At 38.0% G+C, this 24,098-nt stretch carries 23 protein-coding genes; 12 read left to right on the forward strand and 11 right to left on the reverse strand.

Annotated features, from left to right (window positions below; genetic code table 11):
• Positions 1-17 precede the first annotated feature (17 nt).
• Positions 18-596 (forward strand): nicotinate (nicotinamide) nucleotide adenylyltransferase, encoded by a 579-nt coding sequence (nadD, locus tag JEM65_RS15705; RefSeq protein WP_199601470.1) that lies wholly within the window; start codon positions 18-20, stop codon positions 594-596.
• A 176-nt stretch (positions 597-772) separates the two neighbouring features.
• Here nadD and JEM65_RS15710 read toward each other — a convergent pair whose 3' ends face one another.
• From JEM65_RS15710 to JEM65_RS15720, 3 genes are all read right to left on the reverse strand, one after another.
• Positions 773-2,560, reverse strand: coding sequence for a hypothetical protein (locus tag JEM65_RS15710; protein WP_199601589.1), 1,788 nt, complete (start codon positions 2,558-2,560; stop codon positions 773-775).
• A 420-nt stretch (positions 2,561-2,980) separates the two neighbouring features.
• Complete coding sequence (locus JEM65_RS15715) at positions 2,981-3,340, reverse strand: YraN family protein (RefSeq protein WP_199601471.1); 360 nt, start codon at positions 3,338-3,340, stop codon at positions 2,981-2,983.
• A gap of 161 nt (positions 3,341-3,501) precedes the next feature.
• Positions 3,502-4,521, reverse strand: a complete 1,020-nt coding sequence (locus JEM65_RS15720) for a S66 peptidase family protein (protein WP_199601472.1) — start codon at positions 4,519-4,521, stop codon at positions 3,502-3,504.
• Positions 4,522-4,681: 160 nt separating this feature from the next.
• Here JEM65_RS15720 and metG point away from each other — a divergent pair, with 160 nt between their 5' ends.
• From metG to JEM65_RS15740, 4 genes are all read left to right on the forward strand, one after another.
• Positions 4,682-6,775 (forward strand): methionine--tRNA ligase, encoded by a 2,094-nt coding sequence (gene metG, locus JEM65_RS15725; RefSeq protein WP_199601480.1) that lies wholly within the window; start codon positions 4,682-4,684, stop codon positions 6,773-6,775.
• A 78-nt stretch (positions 6,776-6,853) separates the two neighbouring features.
• Complete coding sequence (locus tag JEM65_RS15730) at positions 6,854-7,321, forward strand: META domain-containing protein (RefSeq protein WP_199601482.1); 468 nt, start codon at positions 6,854-6,856, stop codon at positions 7,319-7,321.
• An 85-nt stretch (positions 7,322-7,406) separates the two neighbouring features.
• Positions 7,407-8,192, forward strand: a complete 786-nt coding sequence (locus tag JEM65_RS15735; RefSeq protein WP_199601484.1) for a copper resistance protein NlpE N-terminal domain-containing protein — start codon at positions 7,407-7,409, stop codon at positions 8,190-8,192.
• 95 nt (positions 8,193-8,287) lie between these two features.
• Positions 8,288-10,435 carry a Tex family protein gene (locus tag JEM65_RS15740; RefSeq protein WP_199601486.1) on the forward strand — a complete coding sequence of 716 codons (2,148 nt, stop codon included), beginning with the start codon at positions 8,288-8,290 and terminating at the stop codon, positions 10,433-10,435.
• Between the two features lie 4 nt (positions 10,436-10,439).
• Here JEM65_RS15740 and JEM65_RS15745 read toward each other — a convergent pair whose 3' ends face one another.
• From JEM65_RS15745 to JEM65_RS15755, 3 genes are all read right to left on the reverse strand, one after another.
• Positions 10,440-11,396 carry a calcium/sodium antiporter gene (locus JEM65_RS15745; RefSeq protein ID WP_199601493.1) on the reverse strand — a complete coding sequence of 319 codons (957 nt, stop codon included), beginning with the start codon at positions 11,394-11,396 and terminating at the stop codon, positions 10,440-10,442.
• Between the two features lie 148 nt (positions 11,397-11,544).
• Positions 11,545-12,048 carry a hypothetical protein gene (locus JEM65_RS15750; RefSeq protein ID WP_199601495.1) on the reverse strand — a complete coding sequence of 168 codons (504 nt, stop codon included), beginning with the start codon at positions 12,046-12,048 and terminating at the stop codon, positions 11,545-11,547.
• Positions 12,049-12,129: 81 nt separating this feature from the next.
• Complete coding sequence (locus JEM65_RS15755) at positions 12,130-12,474, reverse strand: hypothetical protein (RefSeq protein ID WP_199601497.1); 345 nt, start codon at positions 12,472-12,474, stop codon at positions 12,130-12,132.
• Between the two features lie 167 nt (positions 12,475-12,641).
• On the opposite strand from JEM65_RS15755, the gene JEM65_RS15760 reads away from it, so the two are divergent.
• A complete protein-coding gene (locus JEM65_RS15760) occupies positions 12,642-12,821 on the forward strand; it encodes a hypothetical protein (RefSeq protein WP_199601499.1) in 180 nt (59 codons plus the stop codon).
• Positions 12,822-12,890: 69 nt separating this feature from the next.
• On the forward strand, positions 12,891-13,793 hold the full coding sequence (locus JEM65_RS15765) for a histone deacetylase family protein (protein ID WP_199601501.1): 903 nt from the start codon (positions 12,891-12,893) through the stop codon (positions 13,791-13,793).
• Between the two features lie 94 nt (positions 13,794-13,887).
• On the opposite strand, the gene JEM65_RS15770 is transcribed toward JEM65_RS15765, so the two are convergent.
• The gene (locus JEM65_RS15770) at positions 13,888-14,784 is read right to left on the reverse strand and encodes an Abi family protein (protein WP_199601503.1); all 897 of its coding nucleotides are present in this window, start codon (positions 14,782-14,784) and stop codon (positions 13,888-13,890) included.
• Positions 14,785-15,033: 249 nt separating this feature from the next.
• Positions 15,034-15,369: a single-stranded DNA-binding protein gene (locus tag JEM65_RS15775; RefSeq protein WP_199601511.1), complete on the reverse strand. Its 336-nt coding sequence runs from the start codon at positions 15,367-15,369 to the stop codon at positions 15,034-15,036.
• Positions 15,370-15,551: 182 nt separating this feature from the next.
• Between JEM65_RS15775 and JEM65_RS15780 the strand changes: the two genes are divergently transcribed.
• The gene (locus JEM65_RS15780; RefSeq protein WP_199601513.1) at positions 15,552-16,196 is read left to right on the forward strand and encodes a spermidine synthase; all 645 of its coding nucleotides are present in this window, start codon (positions 15,552-15,554) and stop codon (positions 16,194-16,196) included.
• Between the two features lie 60 nt (positions 16,197-16,256).
• Positions 16,257-16,607, forward strand: a complete 351-nt coding sequence (locus tag JEM65_RS15785; RefSeq protein WP_199601515.1) for a hypothetical protein — start codon at positions 16,257-16,259, stop codon at positions 16,605-16,607.
• Here JEM65_RS15785 and JEM65_RS15790 read toward each other — a convergent pair whose 3' ends face one another.
• Entirely contained in the window at positions 16,608-17,099 is a 492-nt protein-coding gene (locus JEM65_RS15790; RefSeq protein WP_199601516.1) for a CBS domain-containing protein, read from the reverse strand.
• A 112-nt stretch (positions 17,100-17,211) separates the two neighbouring features.
• On the opposite strand from JEM65_RS15790, the gene JEM65_RS15795 reads away from it, so the two are divergent.
• From JEM65_RS15795 to JEM65_RS15805, 3 genes are all read left to right on the forward strand, one after another.
• On the forward strand, positions 17,212-19,512 hold the full coding sequence (locus JEM65_RS15795) for a M28 family peptidase (RefSeq protein WP_199601517.1): 2,301 nt from the start codon (positions 17,212-17,214) through the stop codon (positions 19,510-19,512).
• Positions 19,505-20,314 carry an NAD(P)H-binding protein gene (locus tag JEM65_RS15800; RefSeq protein ID WP_199601518.1) on the forward strand — a complete coding sequence of 270 codons (810 nt, stop codon included), beginning with the start codon at positions 19,505-19,507 and terminating at the stop codon, positions 20,312-20,314. The genes JEM65_RS15795 and JEM65_RS15800 overlap by 8 nt, the downstream gene beginning before the upstream one ends.
• A 103-nt stretch (positions 20,315-20,417) precedes the next feature.
• Positions 20,418-21,107 carry a tetratricopeptide repeat protein gene (locus tag JEM65_RS15805; RefSeq protein ID WP_199601519.1) on the forward strand — a complete coding sequence of 230 codons (690 nt, stop codon included), beginning with the start codon at positions 20,418-20,420 and terminating at the stop codon, positions 21,105-21,107.
• Between the two features lie 150 nt (positions 21,108-21,257).
• On the opposite strand, the gene JEM65_RS15810 is transcribed toward JEM65_RS15805, so the two are convergent.
• Positions 21,258-23,324, reverse strand: coding sequence for a M13 family metallopeptidase (locus JEM65_RS15810; RefSeq protein WP_199601521.1), 2,067 nt, complete (start codon positions 23,322-23,324; stop codon positions 21,258-21,260).
• Positions 23,325-23,481: 157 nt separating this feature from the next.
• A complete protein-coding gene (locus tag JEM65_RS15815) occupies positions 23,482-24,006 on the reverse strand; it encodes a hypothetical protein (RefSeq protein WP_199601523.1) in 525 nt (174 codons plus the stop codon).
• Between the last annotated feature and the right edge of the window lie 92 nt (positions 24,007-24,098).

The following is a 24,098-nucleotide window of genomic DNA, read 5'->3' on the forward strand; positions in this document are numbered from 1 at the left end:
CACAATAAACGATAATTATGAAGATCGGACTCTACTTTGGCACGTTTAATCCTATTCATATTGGCCATTTAATTATTGCCAATCATATGGCAGAACATAGTGATCTGGATCAAATTTGGTTTGTGGTCACCCCTCAAAGTCCCTTTAAAGTAAAAACGAGCATGCTTAATAATCACGATCGTCTGGAAATGGTGTACCGTGCTACAGAAGGTTACGATAAATTACGCCCCAGTGCTATTGAATTTGGCTTGCCACAGCCTAATTACACCATCAATACCCTTACCTATTTACAAGAGAAGTATCCCAAATACGAATTTGCCTTAATTATGGGCGAAGACAATCTTAAAAGTCTCCACAAGTGGAAAAACTACGAATTGATTTTAGAAAATCATCACCTTTATGTGTATCCGCGACTTTCAGAGGGTGTAGTTGAGACACAGTTTGATCAGCACCCAAAAATTCACCATGTGGCGGCACCCATTATGGAAATTTCCTCCACATTTATAAGAAAATCCATCAAAAAGGGCAAAAACGTCCAACCTATGTTGCCTGCTTCTGTTTGGAATTATATAGATGAGATGCATTTTTACAGATAAGAAATGCACACATAAATCCCAAGCGGTTACAAAACGGAATACTTTAAGACTATAACTATCTATTGGATGGTCACTAAATTCAAAACCATCCCATTAAAAACAACCTTTCCTATATTTAGACCAAGGCGGCCCTAAGCCCGAAAAGAGCTTTAAGATGAAAAAATTAGTATAAAATTTTAAAGTTTAGGAATTTCAATAGTATGGATCTCCTTTTCATAGATTAAAATGTCCGCCTGAATTCTAGTGCTAGTGTCTGCAAAGAGGTGCTGGTAGTAAGCAATCCCATCTAACAAATTACTTTTAAATGCCGTCCACTTCTTTACGTTCTTGGTAGATAGTTCATCTGTAAACGTCGCAATATCATTCTTTAAATACTCAACATACATCTTTAATTCCTTAACAAACATATTGGGTCTATAGGTTTCTGGAAGTACAGTTATTTTTCCGTAAATATGTCTTACCATTTCAGACAATGACACTTCTTTGTCAAAATACGCCATATTTGGCCCAGGACAAATCACCACACCCTGCTGTTGTCCTTTAATTGGAATGTCATTTTCAAGATAAGAAGCATTTGCCAATCCAACACAAAGACAGGATTTTTCAGTGATCTTGTTTTTTGCCGTGTCATAGTTAGTTGTGGTCATTGTTTCCTTTCTGGCATCAAGCGCCTCCAACTTGACATCCTGATATTTTTTTGAGGCTGTACAAATTCCCTCAGGACCAAATTCCTTACTTAAGGCTAAAAACTTTTTAGGACAAGAACTGCCAGCTTTATTTTTTTCAATCCGATTCTGTTTATAAAATTCATTAGAAGATCCTTTTATGGTATTGAATGGCACACCTAAGGGAGAAATATCACTCAAATACAAATCTGACTCCTTGGCTTCCGCCAACAGTTTTCGGGTGTCAACATCTACAGAGGTCGCTTCAGGAACCAGCAAAAACGGACTCCCCCAACCTACAGAATCTACATGATAATTAGTAATTAAAAATTCATGTTCAGCTGCAGTCCCCACACCACCTTGTACCGTGATTTTGATATCTAAGGGTGCATTAGGAATTTCTATCTGTTTATCAGCCAATGCTTTTATAAAAACAGTATGTGTATCTTGCTGTAATTCTTCTTTTTTGGTTTTAAACTCTTCTAAAATCGGTCCGAGTAAAAATCCTTCAGTAGCAAAGGCGTGTCCGCCACAATTTAAACCGGATTCAACGCGATATTCTGAAACCCACAATCCTTTTTTGGCCAGAAATTTACCTTGGATCAGCGCTGAACGGAAATCACTTACCTTTAAAATTATTTTCTTTTTTAATCGGTTTTGGCTATTGGGGTAGAAATCCTCGAAATTCTCAAAGTAACTATACAATCTGGGATTCATTCCTGCCGAAAGCACCACGGAAGATTCCAAGTTACTATTGGCAAACCCACGAAGGGACGCATGTGCATCATTAAATTCTATAGGTAATTGCTCAGAACCCTTAAAATTATCTTTATCAATTTTGGTCATGATGTTCACATCAATTTCACCAACATTTAAATGTTCATCAATATAGCTTTTAATAGTATCCTTGAGGACCACACCTTCTTCCATCATTTTTGAAAGTCCTTCTTTTATGCTCGATTTATTAGGAAGCATGTCCAGAAAGTTTTCTAAAGCTGATTTGCTTTCTGATAATTCTTCCTTAAATTTTCCAAATTTATCTTTAACAATGGTATCTACCAAATTTAAATATGCTGTGATACGCTTGGCGCGATAGTCATCAACTTTTTGAGAAATTTCTTGGTAGGGCAAACTGAATTTCTGACTATAAAAGGCATTCATTTTTTCCAAAAGGTCATCGTCAATAATTGAAATGACGGACGAGATGCCGTATTGGGCAACTCGAATGGGACTATCTATAGTATAAGCTAAACCCATCACAGGAATATGAAAACTATGGGCTTGTTTGTAGGCTGTCATAACGGCAATTTCTAAAAAATAATTAAGCGCCAAATATAAAACAGTCAATCCGTTTAAAAGATGACAATTGTCATGCCTTATTACATATTATTCCATTATATTGAAAAATTTAACCTGTTTAGAGTTCCAGTTGTTTTAGGCCTTATAGATTATTTCGTCATGCCATTACTATTTTAAAAGATCAGCTGTAAGTAATTGTTTAAGGATACTTGGCGCAACAATTTTATGTGAAGTCAAACCTCCTCAACAGCAATTACTGCTCAGAAATTGATGCCTTTTCTGCCCTAAAAAATAGAAGAATTAGGTGTATCGCTAAATTTACAACTACATACCTTAAATAATCCCATCCCATTACAAGGGCGGATGCTCTGGATCTAGAGATGATGCTGACCCTATCTTTTTATGAAATTCCCATTTTAATTAGAAATGATAAAACGCATTTTCATAATGCGTTACTTCTTCTCTGCTCTTGTTTTTTAAAACGGCAATAATATCGAAACGTGATTCTAGCTCAATTTCATTCTCAATAATAAAAGCGTCCATGGCTTTGACCAATAATTTGATTTTACTGGGCGTTACAAAATCTTGAGGATCTCCAAAAAAGTCTGAGTTTCGGGTTTTGACTTCCACACAAACCATCATATGTTCATGCTTTGCAATGATATCAATCTCCGCTTTTTGATAGAAATAGTTTTTGCATACAATCTCGTAACCCTTGGAGAGTAGGTAGTTTACGGCAAGTTTTTCGCCTATTTTACCGAGTTCGTTATGGTGCGCCATTGGCAATGTTTAGTTGGTAGTCTTCAGTTGGCAGTTTTCAGTCTTCAGTATTCAGTTGGCAATTTTCAGTTGGTCTTCTCTCTTCTCTCTTCTCTATTCTCTATTCTCTATTCTCTATTCAGTATTCAGTATTCAATTGCGGTTGCCCTATGAAACCGAGCCTAGTTTTTAAATTTTACCGTACTGGCTTCCTTACCTACAGAAAGTTCAACAGTGCGCCCAAAAATCAGTGCTCTATTATCATCTTCATGACCTGCTGGCATTTTAAAAGCAATTGGAAAATTATATTCTGACAAGGCATCTAAAATCAGTTGTTCCATAGAAGTCCCCCAAGGGGTTGTGTTTTTTCTGACTTTAGAAAAATCGCCTACAATCACCCCTTTACAATTATCAAAATATCCAGCACGTTTCAAACTTTGTAACATGCGGTCTACACTGTAAGCATATTCTCCAACTTCTTCAATAAATAAAATACTTCCTGAGATGTCAATGCTCGTTTTAGACCCTAGCATACTGTATAATAAACTCAAATTCCCACCAACCAACGGTCCGGTAACAGTGCCTATTTTGTTATAGGTGGAGCTTTCTAAGCTATAGGCTAAAGGTTTTCCAAAAAGCGCATCTTTCAAAGTTTGCACAGTTTCTTTGATGTCTTCTAAATTTTCAGTCACACTAACGGCCATCATGGCGTGCATAGACTCAAAGCCTTCTACATTCAGTTGGCTGTGCAATGCGGTGATGTCAGAATAGCCAATGACCCATTTCGGATTTTTTCTGAATTTGGTATAATCTAATTTGTCAATAATTCTAATCGTACCGTAACCACCCCGAGCAGCCCATATGGCACTAATAGTCGGGTCATCCATAGCCTCTTGAAAATCGGCACAACGCTCCGCATCCGTACCTGCAAAATGGTTTCCATCAGCAAACAAATGGGTACCCAAAACGGTGTGCAATCCCCAACTGCTCAGCAAATCCTGCGCACGTTTTATTTCCGCCGTTCGGTTTTTTAAAATCCCAGAAGGGGCCACAATGGCTACCGTGTCTCCCACCTTTAAATACGGCGGACGCACAAGGGTATGCTGTTTTATAATTGACGATTTTTCTTGTGCAGAGAACTCCTGTGCTCCTAACAGCACGAATAAGCAAGTTATTACGACGGTAAATGTGATTTTCGACATAATGTAAAAATACATTTTTTTTCTAAATCGAGGTCAAAATGTGTACTTTTGTGGCCTCTTTGAGGAGACTGATGTCAGGTTGAGCGCAGTCGAAACCTTTAAAGATTTAAAATTAACTAACACCTCTCGACTTCGCTCGAGGTTACAGATTTCACAAACAATGAACCATCCAAAACGCTATACCATTACCGCCGCATTACCTTACACTAATGGACCCATCCACATTGGCCATTTGGCTGGGGTGTATGTACCTGCAGATATTTATGCCCGTTATTTAAGACTTATTGGAAAGGATGTCGCATTTATCTGCGGAAGCGATGAACACGGTGTGCCTATTACTATAAAAGCAAAAAAAGAAGGCGTCACCCCTCAAGATATTGTGGATAAATACCACGCCATCATCAAAACATCTTTTGAGGATTTTGGAATCAGTTTTGACAACTATTCACGCACTTCTGCAAAAATCCATCATGACACGGCCCAAGAATTTTTCAAAACCTTGTACAACAAAGGTGAATTTATTGAGGAAGTTACCGAACAACTCTATGATGCTGAAGCCGATCAGTTTTTAGCCGATCGTTTTGTAACGGGAACCTGTCCTAAATGCGGAAATGAAGAAGCCTATGGCGACCAATGTGAAAAATGTGGAAGCAGTTTGAATGCTACGGATTTGATCAATCCAAAATCGGCAATTACCGGCAACGTTCCCACTTTAAAACAAACCAAGCACTGGTTTTTGCCTTTAGACAAGCACGAAGCGTTTTTAAAAGAATGGATTTTAGAAGGTCATAAAAAGGATTGGAAACCCAATGTTTACGGACAAGTCAAATCTTGGATTGACGATGGCTTACGCCCAAGGGCAGTCACTAGAGATTTGGATTGGGGGATTCCTGTACCAATTGAAGGCGCTGATGGAAAAGTGTTGTATGTGTGGTTTGATGCGCCTATTGGCTACATCTCCTCTACCAAGGAATGGGCCGATCGGGTTGGCAAAGATTGGGAACCCTATTGGAAAGACAAAGACACCAAGTTGGTGCATTTTATAGGGAAAGACAATATTGTATTTCACTGTATTATTTTTCCAGCCATGTTAAAAGCAGAAGGTTCTTATATTTTACCAGATAATGTACCTGCCAACGAGTTCTTGAATTTAGAAGGCAACAAATTGTCTACCTCAAAAAACTGGGCGGTTTGGTTGCCGGAATATTTAGAGGAATTTCCAAATCAGCAGGATGTATTGCGCTATGCCTTAACGGCAAATGCGCCTGAAACTAAGGATAATGATTTTACTTGGAAAGATTTCCAAGCCCGAAATAATAACGAGTTGGTGGCCATTTTTGGCAATTTCATCAATCGCGTGGTAGTGTTGACCGACAAATACTATGGTGGTGTAGTTCCTGAAGCTTCAGAATTTAGCGACGTAGATCAGGACACCTTAGCGGCTTTAAAGGCCTACCCAGACGTGATTGCCAGTTCTATTGAACGCTACAGATTTAGGGAAGCGAGTCAGGAATTGCTAAACTTAGCTCGAATGGGCAATAAATATTTGGCCGATGAAGAACCGTGGAAATTGGTAAAAACAGATGAAGTCCGTACCAAAACCATCATGTTTGTTGCCCTTCAAATAGCTTCTGCCTTAGCAACCTTAAGTGAACCGTTTTTACCATTTACGTCTGATAAATTAAAATCAATCCTCGGGATCAACTCAAGTGATGCAATTCAGGAAAATCTTATGAATAATTCATGGAATGATATTTCATCAAAAGATGTATTGCTTCCTACCGGACATCAAATTGGAAAAGCAGAATTGTTATTTTCAAAAATTGAAGACGACACCATTCAACAACAATTAGACAAACTGGTGGCCAGCAAAAAAGCAAACGAAGTGGCGAATAGAAAAGTAGAACCTCAAAAAGAAACCATCACCTTTGAAGATTTTTCAAAATTGGATATGCGTGTGGGGACCATTATTGAGGCAGAAAAAATGCCAAAAGCGAATAAGTTATTGGTATTAAAAGTGGACACAGGTATTGATGTACGCACCATTGTTTCAGGAATTGCAGAAAGTTTTACCGCGGAAGAAGTGATTGGAAAACGCGTAACGGTGCTGGTCAATTTGGCACCAAGAGCCTTGAGAGGCGTTGAAAGTGAAGGCATGATTTTAATGACAGAAGCTGAAGACGGGAAACTGGTATTTGTAAATCCTGATACCACAACAGGCGCAAAAGTGCCTAACGGATTGCAAATAAGTTAAAAACGCATTTTTCTTTTTTAACATAACTTGAAACAGTTCTGTATCTTTGAGTAACACAACCCTATAACTTTATACACCATGAAATACGTTTTAAGTTTATCACTACTTTGTTGCCTGATTCTTTTTAGTTGCAAAACTCAAGAAGCCCCACAAACAAAAACTGAAACTCCTGATACTAAAGCTGAAGCACAACTTGTGGGCTCCAAATGGGTATTGACCAAACTCAATGGGGACATTTTAAACCTTAGCAATACAGAGCTAGAACAACCATTTATAAAGCTGACTGCAAAAGATCGTGGCGTTGGTGGCAATGGTGGCTGTAACGCCTTTGGAGGCACCTTTAGGTTAAAAGATAATCAGAATATTGAGTTTTCTCAAATGCTGGCAACAATGAAGTACTGTGATGATAACGGCATTGAAAGTGTTTTTATGGGCAATATACATAAAGCAGCCAGTTACATCATTGTCAATAATGAATTGACTTTTAAAGACGAAAATGGCTATGTTTTAGCCACGTTTGAAATCGCTGTAGAAAACAAAAAGTAACCAAAACTTCATGTTAAGATTCCTTTAAAATTTTTTTGGGGTCATCGTATTTCGATAAATTCCCTAAAATCAAAATCTAAAAACAATGAAAAGCACACTTATAAACAGTTTAGGTCTTACTTTATTATTGGTAGTTTGGAGTTGCAATTCCGGAACTAAAAAAGAAACACAACCTATGGACCCGTCTCAGATGGAGGCGAAGGCAGATAACAGTCAAAACTCCTTAGATTGGGCGGGAACTTATGAAGGCGTAGTGCCGTGTGCTTCCTGTGAAGGCATTAAAACCGTTGTAACCATCAATGACGATAATACCTATTTGGTAAAAGAAACCTATTTAGGAAATGAGCCAACCTCATTCGAATCTAAAGGTACTTTTAAATGGGATGATCAGGGTCAAAAATTACTTTTATCAGACTCAGATAGACACCCCTATTTTGTGGGAGAAAACACCTTAACGTTGTTGGATGCCGACGGTAATAGACCTACTGGAGAATTAAAATCTGCCTATGTTTTAAAGAAAGTTACGGACCAATTGGTAGGTGAAAAATGGCATTTGGTTGCTTTTAGAGGCGATGAAATTCAGCTTAAGGAAGCCAAAGGAGGCCATCCATTTGTGGAATTTAATGATGATTTCACCATACATGGCAATACTGGTTGTAATGATTTACAGGGCGCCTACGAGGTTGGGGATGCGTTGAAACTTAAATTCTCCAAGTTGATCAACACACTTAAATCATGTCCGGAAATGGAAACTGAAAATGAATTTATAAAAACCATGAATGCCACCAGGTCTTATGCCTTTGAAAAGCGCGCTTTGGTTATGTATGATGAAAATCATCAAAAATTGGCCACCTTTAAGGCAGCTAATTAAGCTAAACTTTTATAGTCATAGAGCTCAAAACTGTTTGAAACCTCAAACAGTTTTTTTATCTTCCTATCTTTGCAACCTATCTTTAAAACGCAGCCATGCAGTTGATTTCTTATATCATTTCCCAGACAAAACTTCCAGTATCTTCCGTTAAAAACACAGTTGAATTGTTGAACGAGGATGCCACAATTCCATTTATATCCAGATACAGAAAGGAACGCACGGGTAATCTTGATGAAGTGCAAATTGGCGATATTGTAAAATTTAAGGAACAATTTGAAGCCCTTGAAAAACGAAAAACAGCGGTCTTAAAAGCAATTGAAGAACAAGAGGCTTTGACACCTGAATTACGTCAAAAAATTGAGAGTGTTCAAGACCTGACTACACTAGAAGATTTATACCTCCCCTTTAAAAAAAGCAGAAAAACTAAAGCCGACACGGCGCGACAAAACGGACTGGAACCCTTGGCTAAAATGATTATGAGTCAAAACGCTTCAAATCTGGAGGCACTTGCTTATAAATATGTTAAAGGAGATGTCGCTTCCGCAGATGACGCGTTGGAAGGCGCACGCCACATTATTGCCGAATGGATTAATGAACGCACCGATGTTAGAACCAACATTCGTCAACAATTGGAGCGCTTTGCCATGATTTCAACAAAAGTCGTGAAGGCAAAAGCTGATGATACTTCGGCTGCGCTCAGCACAAGTGAAAACGCACAGAAATTTCGTGATTATTTTGATTGGGAAGAATCCTTAAGCCGTATCCCATCCCACAGATTATTGGCCATATTACGCGCCGAAAGTGAAGGATTTATCAAATTTAAGATAGCCATTGATGATGCCAAAGCACTTTCCAAAATTGAAGATCGCATTGTACGCTCCAATAACGAGTGTGCAGATCAAATTAAAATCGCTAGTCAAGATGCCTACAAAAGATTATTGCTACCGTCCCTTTCCAATGAAGCCCTGCAAAATGCAAAACTAAAGGCGGATGAGGCAGCCATTTCAGTCTTCGCTAAAAATTTAAAACAATTACTGCTTGGCTCTCCATTGGGAGAAAAACGTATTCTCGCCATCGATCCCGGGTTCAGATCCGGATGCAAAGTGGTCTGTTTGGACGCTCAAGGCGGGTTACTTTATAACGAAACCATTTATCCGCATCCCCCAAAAAACGACACGATTGATGCTATGAAAAAAATAAGTTCGTTGAGTGAAGCCTATCAAATTGAAGCAATTGCCATTGGCAACGGCACGGCATCAAGAGAGACGGAGGCTTTTATCAGAAAAATCAGATTTAAAGACGACATTCAAGTATTCGTGGTCAGTGAAGCTGGGGCCAGTATTTATTCGGCATCAAAAATAGCCCGAGATGAATTTCCAAATTATGACGTTACCGTTCGGGGTTCTGTATCCATCGGGAGACGTCTTCAAGATCCTTTGGCGGAACTTGTTAAGATTGATGCGAAATCTATCGGGGTTGGGCAATACCAACACGATGTTGATCAGACCAAACTCAAAAAAGAATTGGATGTCGTAGTTGAAAGCTGTGTCAACGCCGTAGGTGTGAATCTGAATACGGCCAGCACGAGTTTATTGAGCTATGTGTCGGGAATCGGTCCAAAATTAGCTGAAAATATCGTGAATTATCGTGAAGAACACGGTGCTTTTAAGTCCCGAAAAGCCATTAAAAAAGTGCCCCGATTAGGTGGTAAAGCGTTTGAACAGGGTGCGGGATTTTTAAGAGTCAAATCGGCTAAAAATCCGTTGGACGATTCTGCAGTGCATCCTGAAAGCTATTCTATTGTAGAACAAATGGCTAAGGATTTAGGGAAAAATATATCAGACTTGATTGGTAACAAAACAGAACTCCAAAAATTAAATTTAAACACGTATTGCACGGAAACCATTGGACTTCCAACACTGCAAGACATCATCAAAGAATTGGAAAAACCGGGGTTGGATATTCGTGAGCAGGCTAAAGTGTTTACATTTAATCAACTTATTAAAACCATCAATGATGTGGAAGCAGGACAATTGCTCCCGGGCATTATTAACAATGTCACGAATTTCGGAGCCTTTGTGGATATCGGCATCAAAGAAAGCGGCTTAATCCATGTATCCAATTTGTCCGATACGTTTGTTAGTGATGTGAATGCACATGTGTCCTTACACCAACAGGTTATTGTGAAGGTATTGGATGTGGATATTCCGCGAAAGCGCATTCAACTTAAACTGCACAAATGATAATCTATTGCAATTCCTGAACTACAAGATACGTGGTATAGCCCATAAAGACCGCCAGTAATACCCCAGATTCCCATCGGTCTAAAGTCTTTCGTTTACCGGTAAACATGGCCATAAACAAAAATAAAGTTCCTCCTAAGAGAAAATAGAGGTCTCTATTAAACACGGGGCTGAATTCAATTGGTCGCACCAAAGAACTCACCGAAAGAATAAGGAAAATATTAAAAATATTAGAGCCAATAATATTCCCAATGGCAATATCGCTGTTCTTTTTAAGGGCAGCTACCACGCTCGTCATTAATTCTGGTAAGGACGTTCCAGCCGCAATAATGGTGAGACCGATAATTTTTTCACTCACCCCTAAATTGCTGGCAATGGCCACCGCATTATCTACAATCAATTTCCCTCCAATGACCAAACCAATTAATCCCAGCACAATAAATCCCCAGATTTTATAGTTGGAAGCGGCAATCACAACCTCTTCAGTGGTTGAGACATCACTTTTCATCTGTTTATAAATATAAAACAGGAAGGAAAAAAACAAGATGAGTAAGATAATTCCATCAATTCTTGAGATTCCTATATCTCCAATAATATAGCCATTAGCCAGTACCAAAAACACCAAGGCTGCCACTAAGGAAATGGGAATTTCTTTCCAAACGGTTGAGGATTGGACGACAATAGGAAAAATTAGACCTACAATACCCAAAATCATAAACAAGTTGAAATTGTTGCTACCAATAATGTTGCCCAAAACGATATCCGAATGGTTTTCAAATGACGCTACCGTATTGACCACCAATTCGGGCGCTGAAGTCCCGAAGGCCACAATAGTCAACCCGATGGCTAAATCTGGTATTTTATTCTTTTTGGCCAAAAGCGTAGAACCATTAACCATCCAATCGGCACCCTTAATAAGGAATACAAAACCTAAAACAACCAGAAAACCAGAAATTAACATACAGCGCTTTTATTAGTAAATGTAGCAGTTTAATTGACACAAAAATGCTCTGTAAATTATTTTATAGAAAAAAACCACCTCTGTTTTTCTGCTCCTTTGAAGACTTCCAAAGGATATAAGAGATGGCTTTTTTATGTCTTTGTGCAGCTTACGCTGCCACGATGCTATTCTTATTGGATCTCTGTTTTTCAATTAGTGCCAACCATTTCTCAGCACGCGCAACTTCCTGATTTTGCGAGAAGTCATCCTCACCATTATATAAAGTAATTGCTACCGGATTGGTATTTGACAGAAAGCTAAACTCCAAATCGAGCCGTGATAGTTCAGAATAGTGTTTATCACCATTATTGTAATCTTTGTTGATTTTATTAATAACACACTTTCTGACCTCATCCAGGTTTATTTTTTGGACTTTAGGCTCCGAATTTTGTGTATTGATATACATCAATAGGTTTCCTTGCTCTTGATAACCCAAGCAGGTATTATTCCAAATTTCTATAGATGTAAATTGGACATTATTTGCTTTGGCTATAGCATCAAAAGCCTTCTTCTTTTTTGAAATGCCACTTTTTTCGGCTATGACAAACCAAACTACAGGCACTATTACGAATAATGATACGAGTATCATCACCAAATTCATTGATAAATTCATTGTTTTATATTTTAATTATAGATAGACTTATAGGGGTGTCGTGCAACACCTCATGGATTATTTCTCAAATTAAATAAGCGTCTATGTAAACCAATGAAATGGAAAAATAATGGCTTTTGTGGTAAGATTGACCATGATTTGCTGGCCAATAGTATAATATGAAAGTTGATAATTTAAAGGCGCTACAGTGTTCTCGCTTAGCTTAAATGGCCGCGGAAACGTTTTCCCACTTGGCGTCTCGTAAGTAAACGATTGGTTGACATCAAGAACCGCATCATACGAGAACGGTACATGCTCTTGATCTTTTGACGCCACAATCTTGTCCACCGGATTATAAGATGCCGTTGGCAATGCTGTCAGATCAGAAGATCCGAGCATCATCATCCACCCAAAGATGTAAAGTATGGCGCCTTGTAATATGAACATTAGGTCATTTTAAAACACAAAGGTATATCAATGTGATGTTAAAATAATCCAAAATACAGTTATTTTATCTCGATAAATAGGATACTAACCACATCAGATCAGCCACCATCATCGATCTTATTTATGGTATATTCCTGTTGGTTTTTGGAAACCTCAACACCATCCCCATGAGTACGACTTGGGTCTTTATTGGCATTTTGGCAGGTAGAGAACTGGCGATGACCTACTTACTGAACAAGAAAAAAATAAAATACACCTATATCATTATCGCGAAAGACTTAGGCAAGGTGAACATCGGGTTAATGGTCAGCGTGGTTATTGCTTTTATAATCCAATATCTAAAATAGATTTTATAATTTGCACACCTACAGTTTTCAAAACTGTATAACTTAAACACTTTCGCAAGTTATTGACTTATGCTTAAAATAGCATTTCACCCTATTTACAAACACCCACTACCAGCAGGACATCGCTTCCCGATGCTCAAATATGAATTGTTGCCCGAACAATTAGTTTATGAAGGTACCTGTACGGAAGCTAATTTTTTTGAACCGGAAGTTCCGGACGATACTCCTATTTTGAGAGTTCATACGGCCGACTATTATAACCATCTAAAAAACTTAACCCTCGATGCCAAAGCTATTCGTAAAATCGGGTTTCCGTTAAGCGAAATTCTGGTAAAACGTGAAGTGATGATTGCAGATGGCACCATGAAAGCCAGCAAATATGCACTAAAACATGGTGTTGCGATGAATATTGCTGGAGGCACCCACCACGCTTATTCTAACAGCGGAGAAGGATTTTGCCTGTTAAACGATCAAGCCATTGGCGCACGTTACTTACAAGATCAAGGTTTAGCAAAGAAAATACTTATGGTCGATTTGGACGTCCACCAAGGCAATGGTACCGCTGAAATTTTTCAGAAAGATTCCTCAGTATTCACCTTTTCCATGCACGGGAAGGGCAACTATCCTTTTAAAAAAGAAGAAAGCGATTTAGACATTGCACTCGAAAATGGCTGTGATGATGATACCTATCTTTCCATTTTAAAAGACATCTTACCAAAATTGATCGCTGCCCAACAGCCCGACTTTATTTATTATTTGTGCGGTGTAGATGTGATTGCTTCAGATAAATTGGGAAAATTAAACCTGTCCATTGAAGGTTGCAAGGCACGCGACCGTTTTGTGTTACAAACCTGCAAAGACCACAACATTCCTGTCATGTGTAGTATGGGCGGTGGCTATTCGCCAGACATCAAAACCATTATTGAAGCACATGCCAATACATTTCGATTGGCCCAGGAACTCTTTTTTTAATGTGCAAATAAAATAATCCTCATGTGAAAGTTGCGGAATTTAATAAATTCTAGAATTGATTTTTTTTACTCTGATACTGCTTGATAATTTTGGATTATCTCCAGAGATCTTCAGATTCCCAATTACTCGGAAAGCCCATTGCTGCCGTATCGATGTTAGGATATTCGGCTAATAATTCTTTAAACCTAAAAACTAAACTATTCTGCGGATTTATTGTTTGCATCAAAAATAACATCATTGACAATATGAAAAAGACTTTTTTATTACTTACTTGAGAATCATCTATCCAACATTTTGATGTGTTTTGAGGTTTAATAGGCTGTATACTCATTGTTCGATTCCACAATCTGGAATGATGAGCACAAACATTTCTCAAATAAACTATACTGTGCATCCAAGAAGCAAATGTCTTATCATTCAAACCGAAATGATTTGAAATCATTCTCTTTGTTCTTCCGCCCTTCAAATTACTATATAAAAAAGACATGGTTCCAAATGATGTTATTTCTAACATCATCCAACTTGGTGGTAATGCATTTGAATATTTCATTTGAAAAGCTTCAATAAATTCCTCATCACTTCGCTGATATTCATTTTGCAAACTTCCAAGAGTTTTACTATGTCTAATGTGGTTTTTAAAAAGATTGGAATCTTGATACCAAAAAGCCCCATATTCATGAGACAGAATATAAATCATTTTAGCCCTTAATGAAACCTCGATTTTCTCGAGTTCTCTTAAGATTAAAATTCTAAGTTTTCTATCAAAACAATATATATCAAATGCATTTTGAAAGGTAGAACCTTCTTTAAAGAAATGATTTGATTTATCTATCAGCATAGGGTACCAATAGCCACTTAATCTATAATAACTTATACTTTCTAATAAGTGATGTGCTCTTGGAATATTTGTAATAATTAATCCTCGATCTTGTAATTGAGAGATTTGTTGTGAATAAGTTAGGGCAGGTTTATTATATGAAGATAATGACATAAAAAGTAAAAAGCTTACCCTGAGCGCGCTGATCTAAACGGGAAGCGGGGTAAGCATGTTAAGACAAAAATACAAAATATTTTTAATATCAACAATTGTTCTGTCTACAAACTGTGCATCAATATGATGAAAACAATAGACTAAATTCATATTAATAGATAAATTAGTGAGCCATAGTTAGAAAATAAATCCCAAAACTCCAATCGGTTAAAATTGGGATTTGGGATTATTAGTATTTGGGAGTTTTGGCTATTTGCTACCTAACATCATCAATTCATTACAGACAATCTCTGTGATATAGCGTTTTTCACCTTCTTTGGTTTCATAGCTACGGGAGGTTAATTTCCCTTCTATGGCTACTTCTTTCCCTTTGGTCAAATAACTTTCAACGATTTTCGCGGTGGCTCCCCAGGCCACAACATTGTGCCATTGGGTGTCCGTTACTTTTTCGCCTTTGGCATTCTTGTAATTCTCATTCGTAGCGATGGAGAATTTCGCCAATGTTTTTCCTGATTCAAGATTGATGATTTCAGGGTCGTTTCCTAGATTACCAATCAACTGTACTTTGTTTCTTAATGTGCTCATGATTTCTAATTTTTTACGTTAAACAGTTAATACTATTGAATATCGTTCGGTCAATTCAACATTGCAAAGATGTATCAGGAGCTTTATGTTAGTCGGTAGTTAACTATTTAAAATCGTTTGTAAATGTTTGTAGTCGTTTGTAAACGGGTAATTCAGATGCTTAAAAACACTATATTTGAGCTATGGCAAAGCTTTTAAGTTATTTCTACCCTCTTACAAAAAAAGTACACTCGGACTATAGTGGGACTTTAGAAATTACTTGGTACAACGGCATAAAACATCTCGACAGCGCAAACGCCAATTATTCTTATGGCTCCCTACAAAGGATTTTAAAATTTGGCCTAGAAAAAATCAATCTAAAACAAGTGAATTCCGTTCTGCTTTTAGGACTTGGTGGCGGTAGCGTTGTTGAAACTTTACGCAACGATTTCTCTTATTTGAAAACCATTACAGCGGTGGATATTGATCCGACTGTGATTGACCTTGCCAAAAATGAATTCAACCTTAAAGAAGACGACCAATTACAAATTATCTGCGAGGATGCATTCCTATTTATGCAAGTCCATAAAAATCAATATGATTTGATCATCGTCGATTTATTTATTGATACTGAAGTACCAAAGGCTTTTTTATCCCTTCCATTTTGGAAACAGATTGTTGATGCGTCCACCAGCAATGGCGTCATTTTATTTAACGCCTCCTTAGAAAAGACAAAAAGCAACGCCCTTAATGAGGTAATTGAATTTTTAAAATCCCATAAATATCATACTGACGTCTTTGAAAAAGTAAACAACACCAATACGCTGATTCTTTCAAAAGGATTGTAATTATGAATTCAGGAAGAAAGCATATCTTTAATGACACAAGAAGACCTCAAAACGCATAAAATGAGCAAAGAATGTTTAGAATGTGGCGACAAAATTATCGGGAGAACCGATAAAAAATTCTGCAGTGATGCCTGTAGAAATTCCTATAACAACACCATCAATAAGGACAGTAAAAATCTGATCAGAAACACCAATAATAGGCTGCGGAAAAATTATCGGATTTTGGAAAGTTTAAATCCCGAGCAAAAAACAAAAGTCTCCCGAGGGAAACTTATTGAAAAAGGTTTTGATTTTAATTATTTTACAAGTATTTACACCACAAAAGTAGGAACGGTGTATTACTTTGTGTATGATCAAGGTTATTTACCCATTGAAGGCGATTTTTATGCATTGGTGAAGCGGGAAAGTTAATCAGGAATTGTTAGTTCTGATGGTCGAATTCCAATTGTCGCCTTTCATCTCCAAGGCGGCCATTAAAATATCTTTTTGACTGATTTGACCCACTAATTTACCATTTTCCAGAATCGGGAAGCGTCGGTGTTTGGATTCTAAAAAGACATTGGCGGCATCAAAAACATTCATGTTACCGTCTAAAGTATCCACGTTTTTAACCATGCGTTGCTCTACCGTATCATCTTCCATGGGCATATTGTAATACCTACTTTCGCTAATTTGTTTTAAACAATCGCCTTCAGAAATTATTCCCACCAATTCATTCTTTTCATTGACCACAGGACCACCTGAAATTTTGTTCTTTATAAGGATTTCTACCACCTCGATGACTTTCTGATCTGTTCTAAATGTAATCAGATCTCTCGACATATAATCGCACACTCTACAAGGCAACTGTGTTGTGCCTTTTTGCTGCTGCTTTCGTGCGCCTTGAAAACTCTTTATCGCCATAACTTATTAATTTAGTGAACTTTAAATTTAACTAAAATTCCCCATTTAACCTAATAGCCCTTTACACCAAATTATTTTTGTAGATTTAACCTACCAACCAATCCTCGTTTTTATGTTAAAAAAAGCTATCGCACTTGCCCTTATTATTTTGGCCATTTATTGGAGCTTTTTTGCTTTAATGCCCATCCATATTTCTGATCTGAACACAAAATCAACTGCGTTCTCTTCTGAACGCGCTTTAATACATCTCAAAAACATCACTAAAAAACCACATTATGTAGGTTCACCCGAACATGAAGTGGTCAAAAATTATTTGATCAAAGCCTTAAATGACCTTGGCCTAGAAATCCAAGTGCAAGAGGTCTACAGTCATAATAAAAAATGGGGAAGCATTGTAAAACCCAAGAATATTTTAGCGCGCATCAAAGGCCATGATAATTCTAAAGCCCTACTTCTGCTCTCGCATTACGACAGTAAATCCCATGCTTCTTTTGGTGCTAGTGATGCCGGTTCTGGAGTGGTGACGATTTTGGAAGGCATCCGTGCTTATTTAAGCGAAGGCAAAACGCCTAGAAATGATATTATTATTCTGTTTTCTGATGCGGAAGAATTAGGATTGAATGGCGCTGACATTTTTGTAAATCAGCACCCTTGGGCAAAAGACATCGGACTTGTTTTAAATTTTGAAGCCCGTGGCAGCGGTGGTCCTAGTTATATGCTCATAGAAACCAACGGTGGCAATCAGAATTTAATCAAAGGGTTTAAGGAAGCCAATCCAGACTATCCCGTTGCAAATTCTTTGGCCTACAGCATTTATAAAATGCTTCCCAATGATACTGATTTGACCTATTTCAGGGAAGATGGCGATATTGATGGCCTAAACTTCGCTTTTATTGATGACCATTATGATTACCATACCGCCTTAGATTCCTATGAGCGTCTGGACCGAAATACTTTAGAACATCAAGGCAGTTATTTGATGCCCTTGCTCAGCTATTTTTCAGAAGCCAACCTCAACAACTTGAAGAGTACAGAGGATTCCGTTTATTTTAACGTGCCACTTTTTAAAATGGTCAGTTATCCAAATTCATGGATTCTACCGATGCTCGTTTTAGCTATTCTTATCTTTTGTGCCTTGGTGTTTTACGGAATTAATAAAAGAAGTTTAAACGCCAAACATATGGCTATAGGCTTCCTTCCGGGGATTGGTGCACTGCTCATTAACGGGATAGTTGGATATTTTGGATGGAAACTATTATTAGCAATGTATCCTCATTATGGCGAAATTTTGCACGGTTTTCCGTACAATGGACATTTATATATTTGGGTGTTTGCCTTGTTTTCTACAGCTGTATGCATGTGGCTTTATAACAAGGTTTATAAGCCCGAAAACACTGCAAGTTTAGCCGTTCCGCCATTATTACTATGGTTAATTATTTGTGGCGTCGTAGCATTTAAGCTCAAAGGTGCCAGCTTCTTTATCATCCCTGTGTATTTCGGGTTGCTCAGTCTTTTTGTATTGGTGAGACAAAAACGTCCGGACATTATTTTAATGACCTTCCTGCTCTTCCCATTATTGCTGATCATGTCGCCATTTATTAAGATGTTTCCGGTAGGGCTTGGACTAAAAACGATTGTTGCCACAACGCTGTTAGTATCGCTCATGTTTTCGTTGTGTATTACCGTTTTCGGATTTTCGCGCTATAAAAATCGATGGGCCTTCTTATTGTTCTTTGCTGCTTTTGGATGTTTTGTCGCGGCTCATTTCCAATCTGATTTTAATGAAGAACGTCCAAAACCAAACAGTTTGGTCTATTTGTATGATGCTGATACAGATGCGGCGCATTGGGCAACTTATGACAAAATTTTGGACGATTGGACCCAAGCGTACCTTACTGAAGACCCTGACGCCTTTGACGCGTCTTCTATCAACTTTGAAAGTAAATATGGCACGCAGCTATCTTATAGCAAGAAAACAGTAATTAAGCCGCTTAAAACACCTTATGTTGACACTCAAAAAGATACGGTTATTGGAGATGTCAGGCATCTCCAAGTGTTTATTTCCCCGCAACGCACTGTCAATACTTTAGAATTTTATGCTGACGATACGAATACATTCCTGTCTTTTAATATCAACGGACTGGAAATAGATAAAAGTACAACGGAAGACCAGGTATTTACATATCGTTTCAAAAATAGACTATTCAGTTATATGGTGACGGACCATAAATCAGTAGAGTTGAATTTCACTGTTCCGGCAGCTCAAAAAACCTCTTTTCAAATTTTTGAGGTTTCGTTTGACTTGTTAGAGAATGAATTATTCCGAGTCGCGAAACGTCCCAACACAATGATTCCGAAACCATTTGTATTAAACGACGCTATCATCATAAAAAAAACCATTTCATTTGAATAAACGCATTAGTATTATTGGTTGTGGTTGGTTAGGCTTACCACTGGCTGCAGAATTGGTCATAAACGGTCATAGTGTAAAGGGTTCCACCACTTCCGCGGACAAGTTGGACCTTCTAAAAGCCGCAGGAATAGATCCGTTTGAGGTAAAGATTTTTGAAGACAAGATTGACGGAAACATCCATGATTGTTTAAAAGATTCTGAGATTCTGATTATTAATATTCCGCCAGGACTGCGAAAACATCCAAACTCTGACTTTACTGAAAAAATGGCGTTGCTTTGTGAGCACATTGAACATTCAGAAATAGAAAAAGTACTTTATGTGAGTTCCACTTCGGTTTACGAAGAGTCCTCAGATATGCCGATCATTACAGAAGAAAGCACTCCCAACGCACAATCAGAAACCGCCAAACAACTCATTGCTACAGAACAGCTTTTTAAGACCAATCAAAATTTTCAAACTACCATCGTCAGGTTTGGTGGCTTGATTGGTGATGATCGGGATCCTTCCAAATTCCTTTCGGGAAAGAAGGAAGTTAAAGACCCCCTTGGCCCCGTTAATTTAATTCATCAGCACGATTGCATTGGCATTATCAAGGCTATTCTTAAGAATGAACACTGGCAAACTGAATTCAACGCTGCGGCACCGCAACATCCTACTAAAGAAGTATACTATACTACCGTTTGTGATGCCAAGAATTTGCCTCGCCCTCAATTTGACCACTCTTCATTAAGTAATGGAAAATTTATTTCGAGTAAAAAAGTGGAACAGATATTAAAGTATGTGTTTCTTCATACGCTCTAACAATTAGCACGTTTTTAAGGGTTTGTTTTATTAATTTTTATAGATTTGGCGCAATCAATCTAATTACGTCCTGATTTAAAGACACTGAATATCTAATTAAAACATGAAAAAACTAATCCTATTGGTGGTTGTGATGAGCTCATTGAGCATCACTGCCCAAACAAAAACAGAACTTCAAAAGCATTTTGAGGGGTATTACAAACAAATGAAAAAGCAAGGTGATATTCAAGGTGTTATCAATGCCATGACTCACCTAGACGTGATTGCACCAACCCAGGCCAGAAAAGATACTTTAGCGTATATCTATGTTTCTGAAGGCAGAAATATGGAAGCCTTAAATACCATTGGAATTGAAAAGAGTGGTACGGATTCTGACTTGAATACAGAAATCAAAGCTATTGCCTTGAATGCCTTGGGTGAACGCGCGCGTGCTTTAGAATTCTACAAGGTGCTATATGCCAAGAAGCCAACACCTAGCATTGCCTATGAAATTGCAGATTTAATGTTGCAAACTGGCGATTTAGCGGGTGCTAAAGAAAAAGTAGAGTATGGTTTGGCTAATGTCACGGATGAAATGAGACGTACCTATTACGAAACACAACAGCCTTACCAAACCTCTTTAAAGGCGGGGTTGCTATACCTTAAGGCAATTGTGACCTATAGCGAAGATAAAGACGCCAATCAAGAAATTGCGTTAGCCACCTTAAATAGAGCTTTGGCGATTGATCCGAATTTCAATATGGCCAAAATAAGTAAAGAAGCTTTATTGACTCGTAAGAAAGGGACTGATTAAGTGGATAGAATTAAGATCGCTTCGCTATTAGAATTAAGTACTGAGAGATTCTTATATTGTAAATAGCGGTCAGATATAACATTGATAGTAAAAAAAAAGCAGTCTATTTTAAAATAGACTGCTTTTTTTATATCTCATAGTGTTAGAGGACTACCAAATTCTCACACGCTTTTCAGGTGCCAAATACATTGGATCGCCTTCCTTAATGTCAAAGGCCTCATAGAATGCATCCACATTTTTTAAAGGTTGTGTCGCTCTATAAATACCTGGAGAATGCGGATCTGTTTTAATCTGCGTTCTTAAAGCATCTTCTCGGGTTAGGGTTCTCCACACGGTTGCCCAACTCATAAAGAAACGTTGCTCTGGCGTATATCCGTCAATATTTTCAGGACGTCCGTGTTTCTCAAAATGTAATTGCAAACCGTCATAAGCACCTAATATACCACCAAGATCTCCAATATTTTCACCTAAGGTAAACTTACCGTTGATAAACACACTGTCCATTACTTCAATACCACTGTATTGTTCTGCCAAGGCATCACCACGCTTGGTGAATTCTTCCAAATCTTTTTCAGTCCACCAGTTTTTTAAGTTTCCGTCGCCGTCAAAACGCGCACCAGAATCATCAAAAGCATGAGAGATTTCATGGCCAATTACTGCACCAATACCGCCATAATTAACCGCTGCATCAGCCGTGTAGTTATAGAACGGTGGTTGTAAAATGGCCGCTGGGAATACAATCTCGTTGTTACGAGGATTGAAATAAGCGTTTACGGTTTGTGGCGCCATGCCCCATTCTTTCTTGTCTACTGGCTCATTGATTTCAGAGAAATTCTTTTCTCTTGCCCATGTACTCACAGCCAACATGTTTTCAGCATAACTGTTTCCTTCTTTAATTTGAAGCTTTGAATAGTCTTCCCATTCGTCAGGATACGCAATCTTAACCGTGAATTTATCTAATTTTTCAACCGCTTTTTTCTTAGTTTCTTCAGTCATCCAATCAGATTTCATGATTCTATTTTGAAACGCTTCAATAACGTCCGCAATCATTTCTTCAGCCTTCGCTTTAGCTTCTGGCGGGAATTTAGCTTCCACATACAATTTACCAATAGCCTCACCAACTGCACCGTCAACAGTACCTAACGCACGTTCTTCAGCTGGACGTTGTTTTTGGGCCCCGTTTAATGTTTTAGCGTAAAAATCCCAATTGGCTTTCTCTATTTCAGTAGATAGATAATTAGCTGAATTATCAAGCGTGTTCCAGACCATTAATGTTTTTACGTCTTCAATAGGCGTTTGCTTTAAAAAGCTTTGCAAGGATGACATATATTTTGGTTGCATCACATTGACCGTTTCAATGGTTTTGTCAATACCTAAATCATCCACCATTTTTTGCCAGTTGAAAGCCGGTGTCATTTTTTGTAGATCTGCAAACGCTACTGGATTGTTATAGTTGCGCGCATCTCTCATCGCAACTTTATCCAATCTTGGCTCAGCCAATTTGGTTTCCATAGCTAATATTTTCTTGGCTGCTGCCGTTGCTTTGGCTTCATCGTAATCGATAAACTGAAGCATTTTTGCAATGTGAGCCACATATTTTTGCCTGATTTCTTTTGATTTAGCATCCTGATCTAAATAATAATCTCTTTGTAAGCCAAGACCTCCAGGAAATACCCAAGTCATGTTCATACTGCTATCATTAAGATTTGGTGAGGCGGCGATACCAGTAAAAGGTGAACTTACACCATCTACAGTGGCCACAACAGTTTGCACATCATTAAGGTTTTTTATGCCCTGAATAGCGCTCAACGCTGGTTTAATTGGCTCAATCCCGGCAGTGTTTCTTGCCACAGTGTCCAATTCACTTTCAAAAAGCATTAATGCTTTCTTCTGGTCTGTACCATCTTCATAGGTTCCCAACTCTTTGGACGTTTTTACAATGTCTAAAACATCTTGACGGGTAGCTTTTCGCAAAACGCCAAATCCGCCCCAACGGGTTTCATCGTCCGGAATAGTGTTGTTTTTCTCCCAGTTTCCATTGACGAATTTGTAAAAATCATCCTTCGGACTTACTAAAGTGTCCATATTTTCTAGGACAATTCCAGGAATTTTTTCTTCTCTCATGGCGGTGTCCTTTTTGGGTTCTTCCTTACAACCTACCAGGGTCGTAACGGTCAAACCGGTAATTGCAAGCGCATACTTAAGATTGATGTTCATAGTGTTTAAAAGATTTTAATTTGCCTAATTTAGTTATTAATAAGAAGCTTCCTCAGTGGATTTGTTACATCTTAACACAATATTAAGATAATTTACAAGTGATAACAGTGCTGTATTTTTGAATCCAAGACACTGATTATCATTGCTATTAGAGCAGTTATTCTTGCTGCTTTACAGGAAGTTGAATTTGCTGCGCTTCCTTTTCGAACTTTTTATTCATTTGAAGTTTCAAATTTGCATCGGCAATAAGCAATTCTTTAATGGCTTCCAATAGGTCTCCTTTTTTGATATTATCCAGATTGGAAAGATCTTGCAACCTGAGGAGATTGGTTTCTAAAACGGTCATTCTCGATTTTATAGCGGGGGTTATGACCACCGGTGGTTGCTGTATTTTCAATTCGACTATAAACTCCTTCATAATGTCTTTTTCTACTCTAAAGAATGACAAATTGCCGCTTTTTAAAAGTTCAATATGCCCTTGTAAATCCTGGAAGAGTTGCCAATCTAAAATGGCGGCTGAGCTTTCTGGGCTCAACACATAATCCGTATACTTCAGTTTTTCAATGTCTTCTGCTTTTATGGTATACATATTTTCTTGAGCATCCGTAGGGCCTGCAACAGGTTCAGGTTCAGATTTACAGCTGAAAAAAATCAGGACACATAATAATACTAACTGTTTCATAGATTCAGGACATTGGTGATGGTCAATTAAGTTTCAAAGGTAAATAAAAAAATTATTGAAATTAGAGCTCCTTTAGAGGGAGACGAGATCTG

Origin of the sequence: Gelidibacter salicanalis (assembly GCF_016469035.1) — a bacterium.
Classification (GTDB): Bacteria; Bacteroidota; Bacteroidia; order Flavobacteriales; family Flavobacteriaceae; genus Gelidibacter; species Gelidibacter salicanalis_A.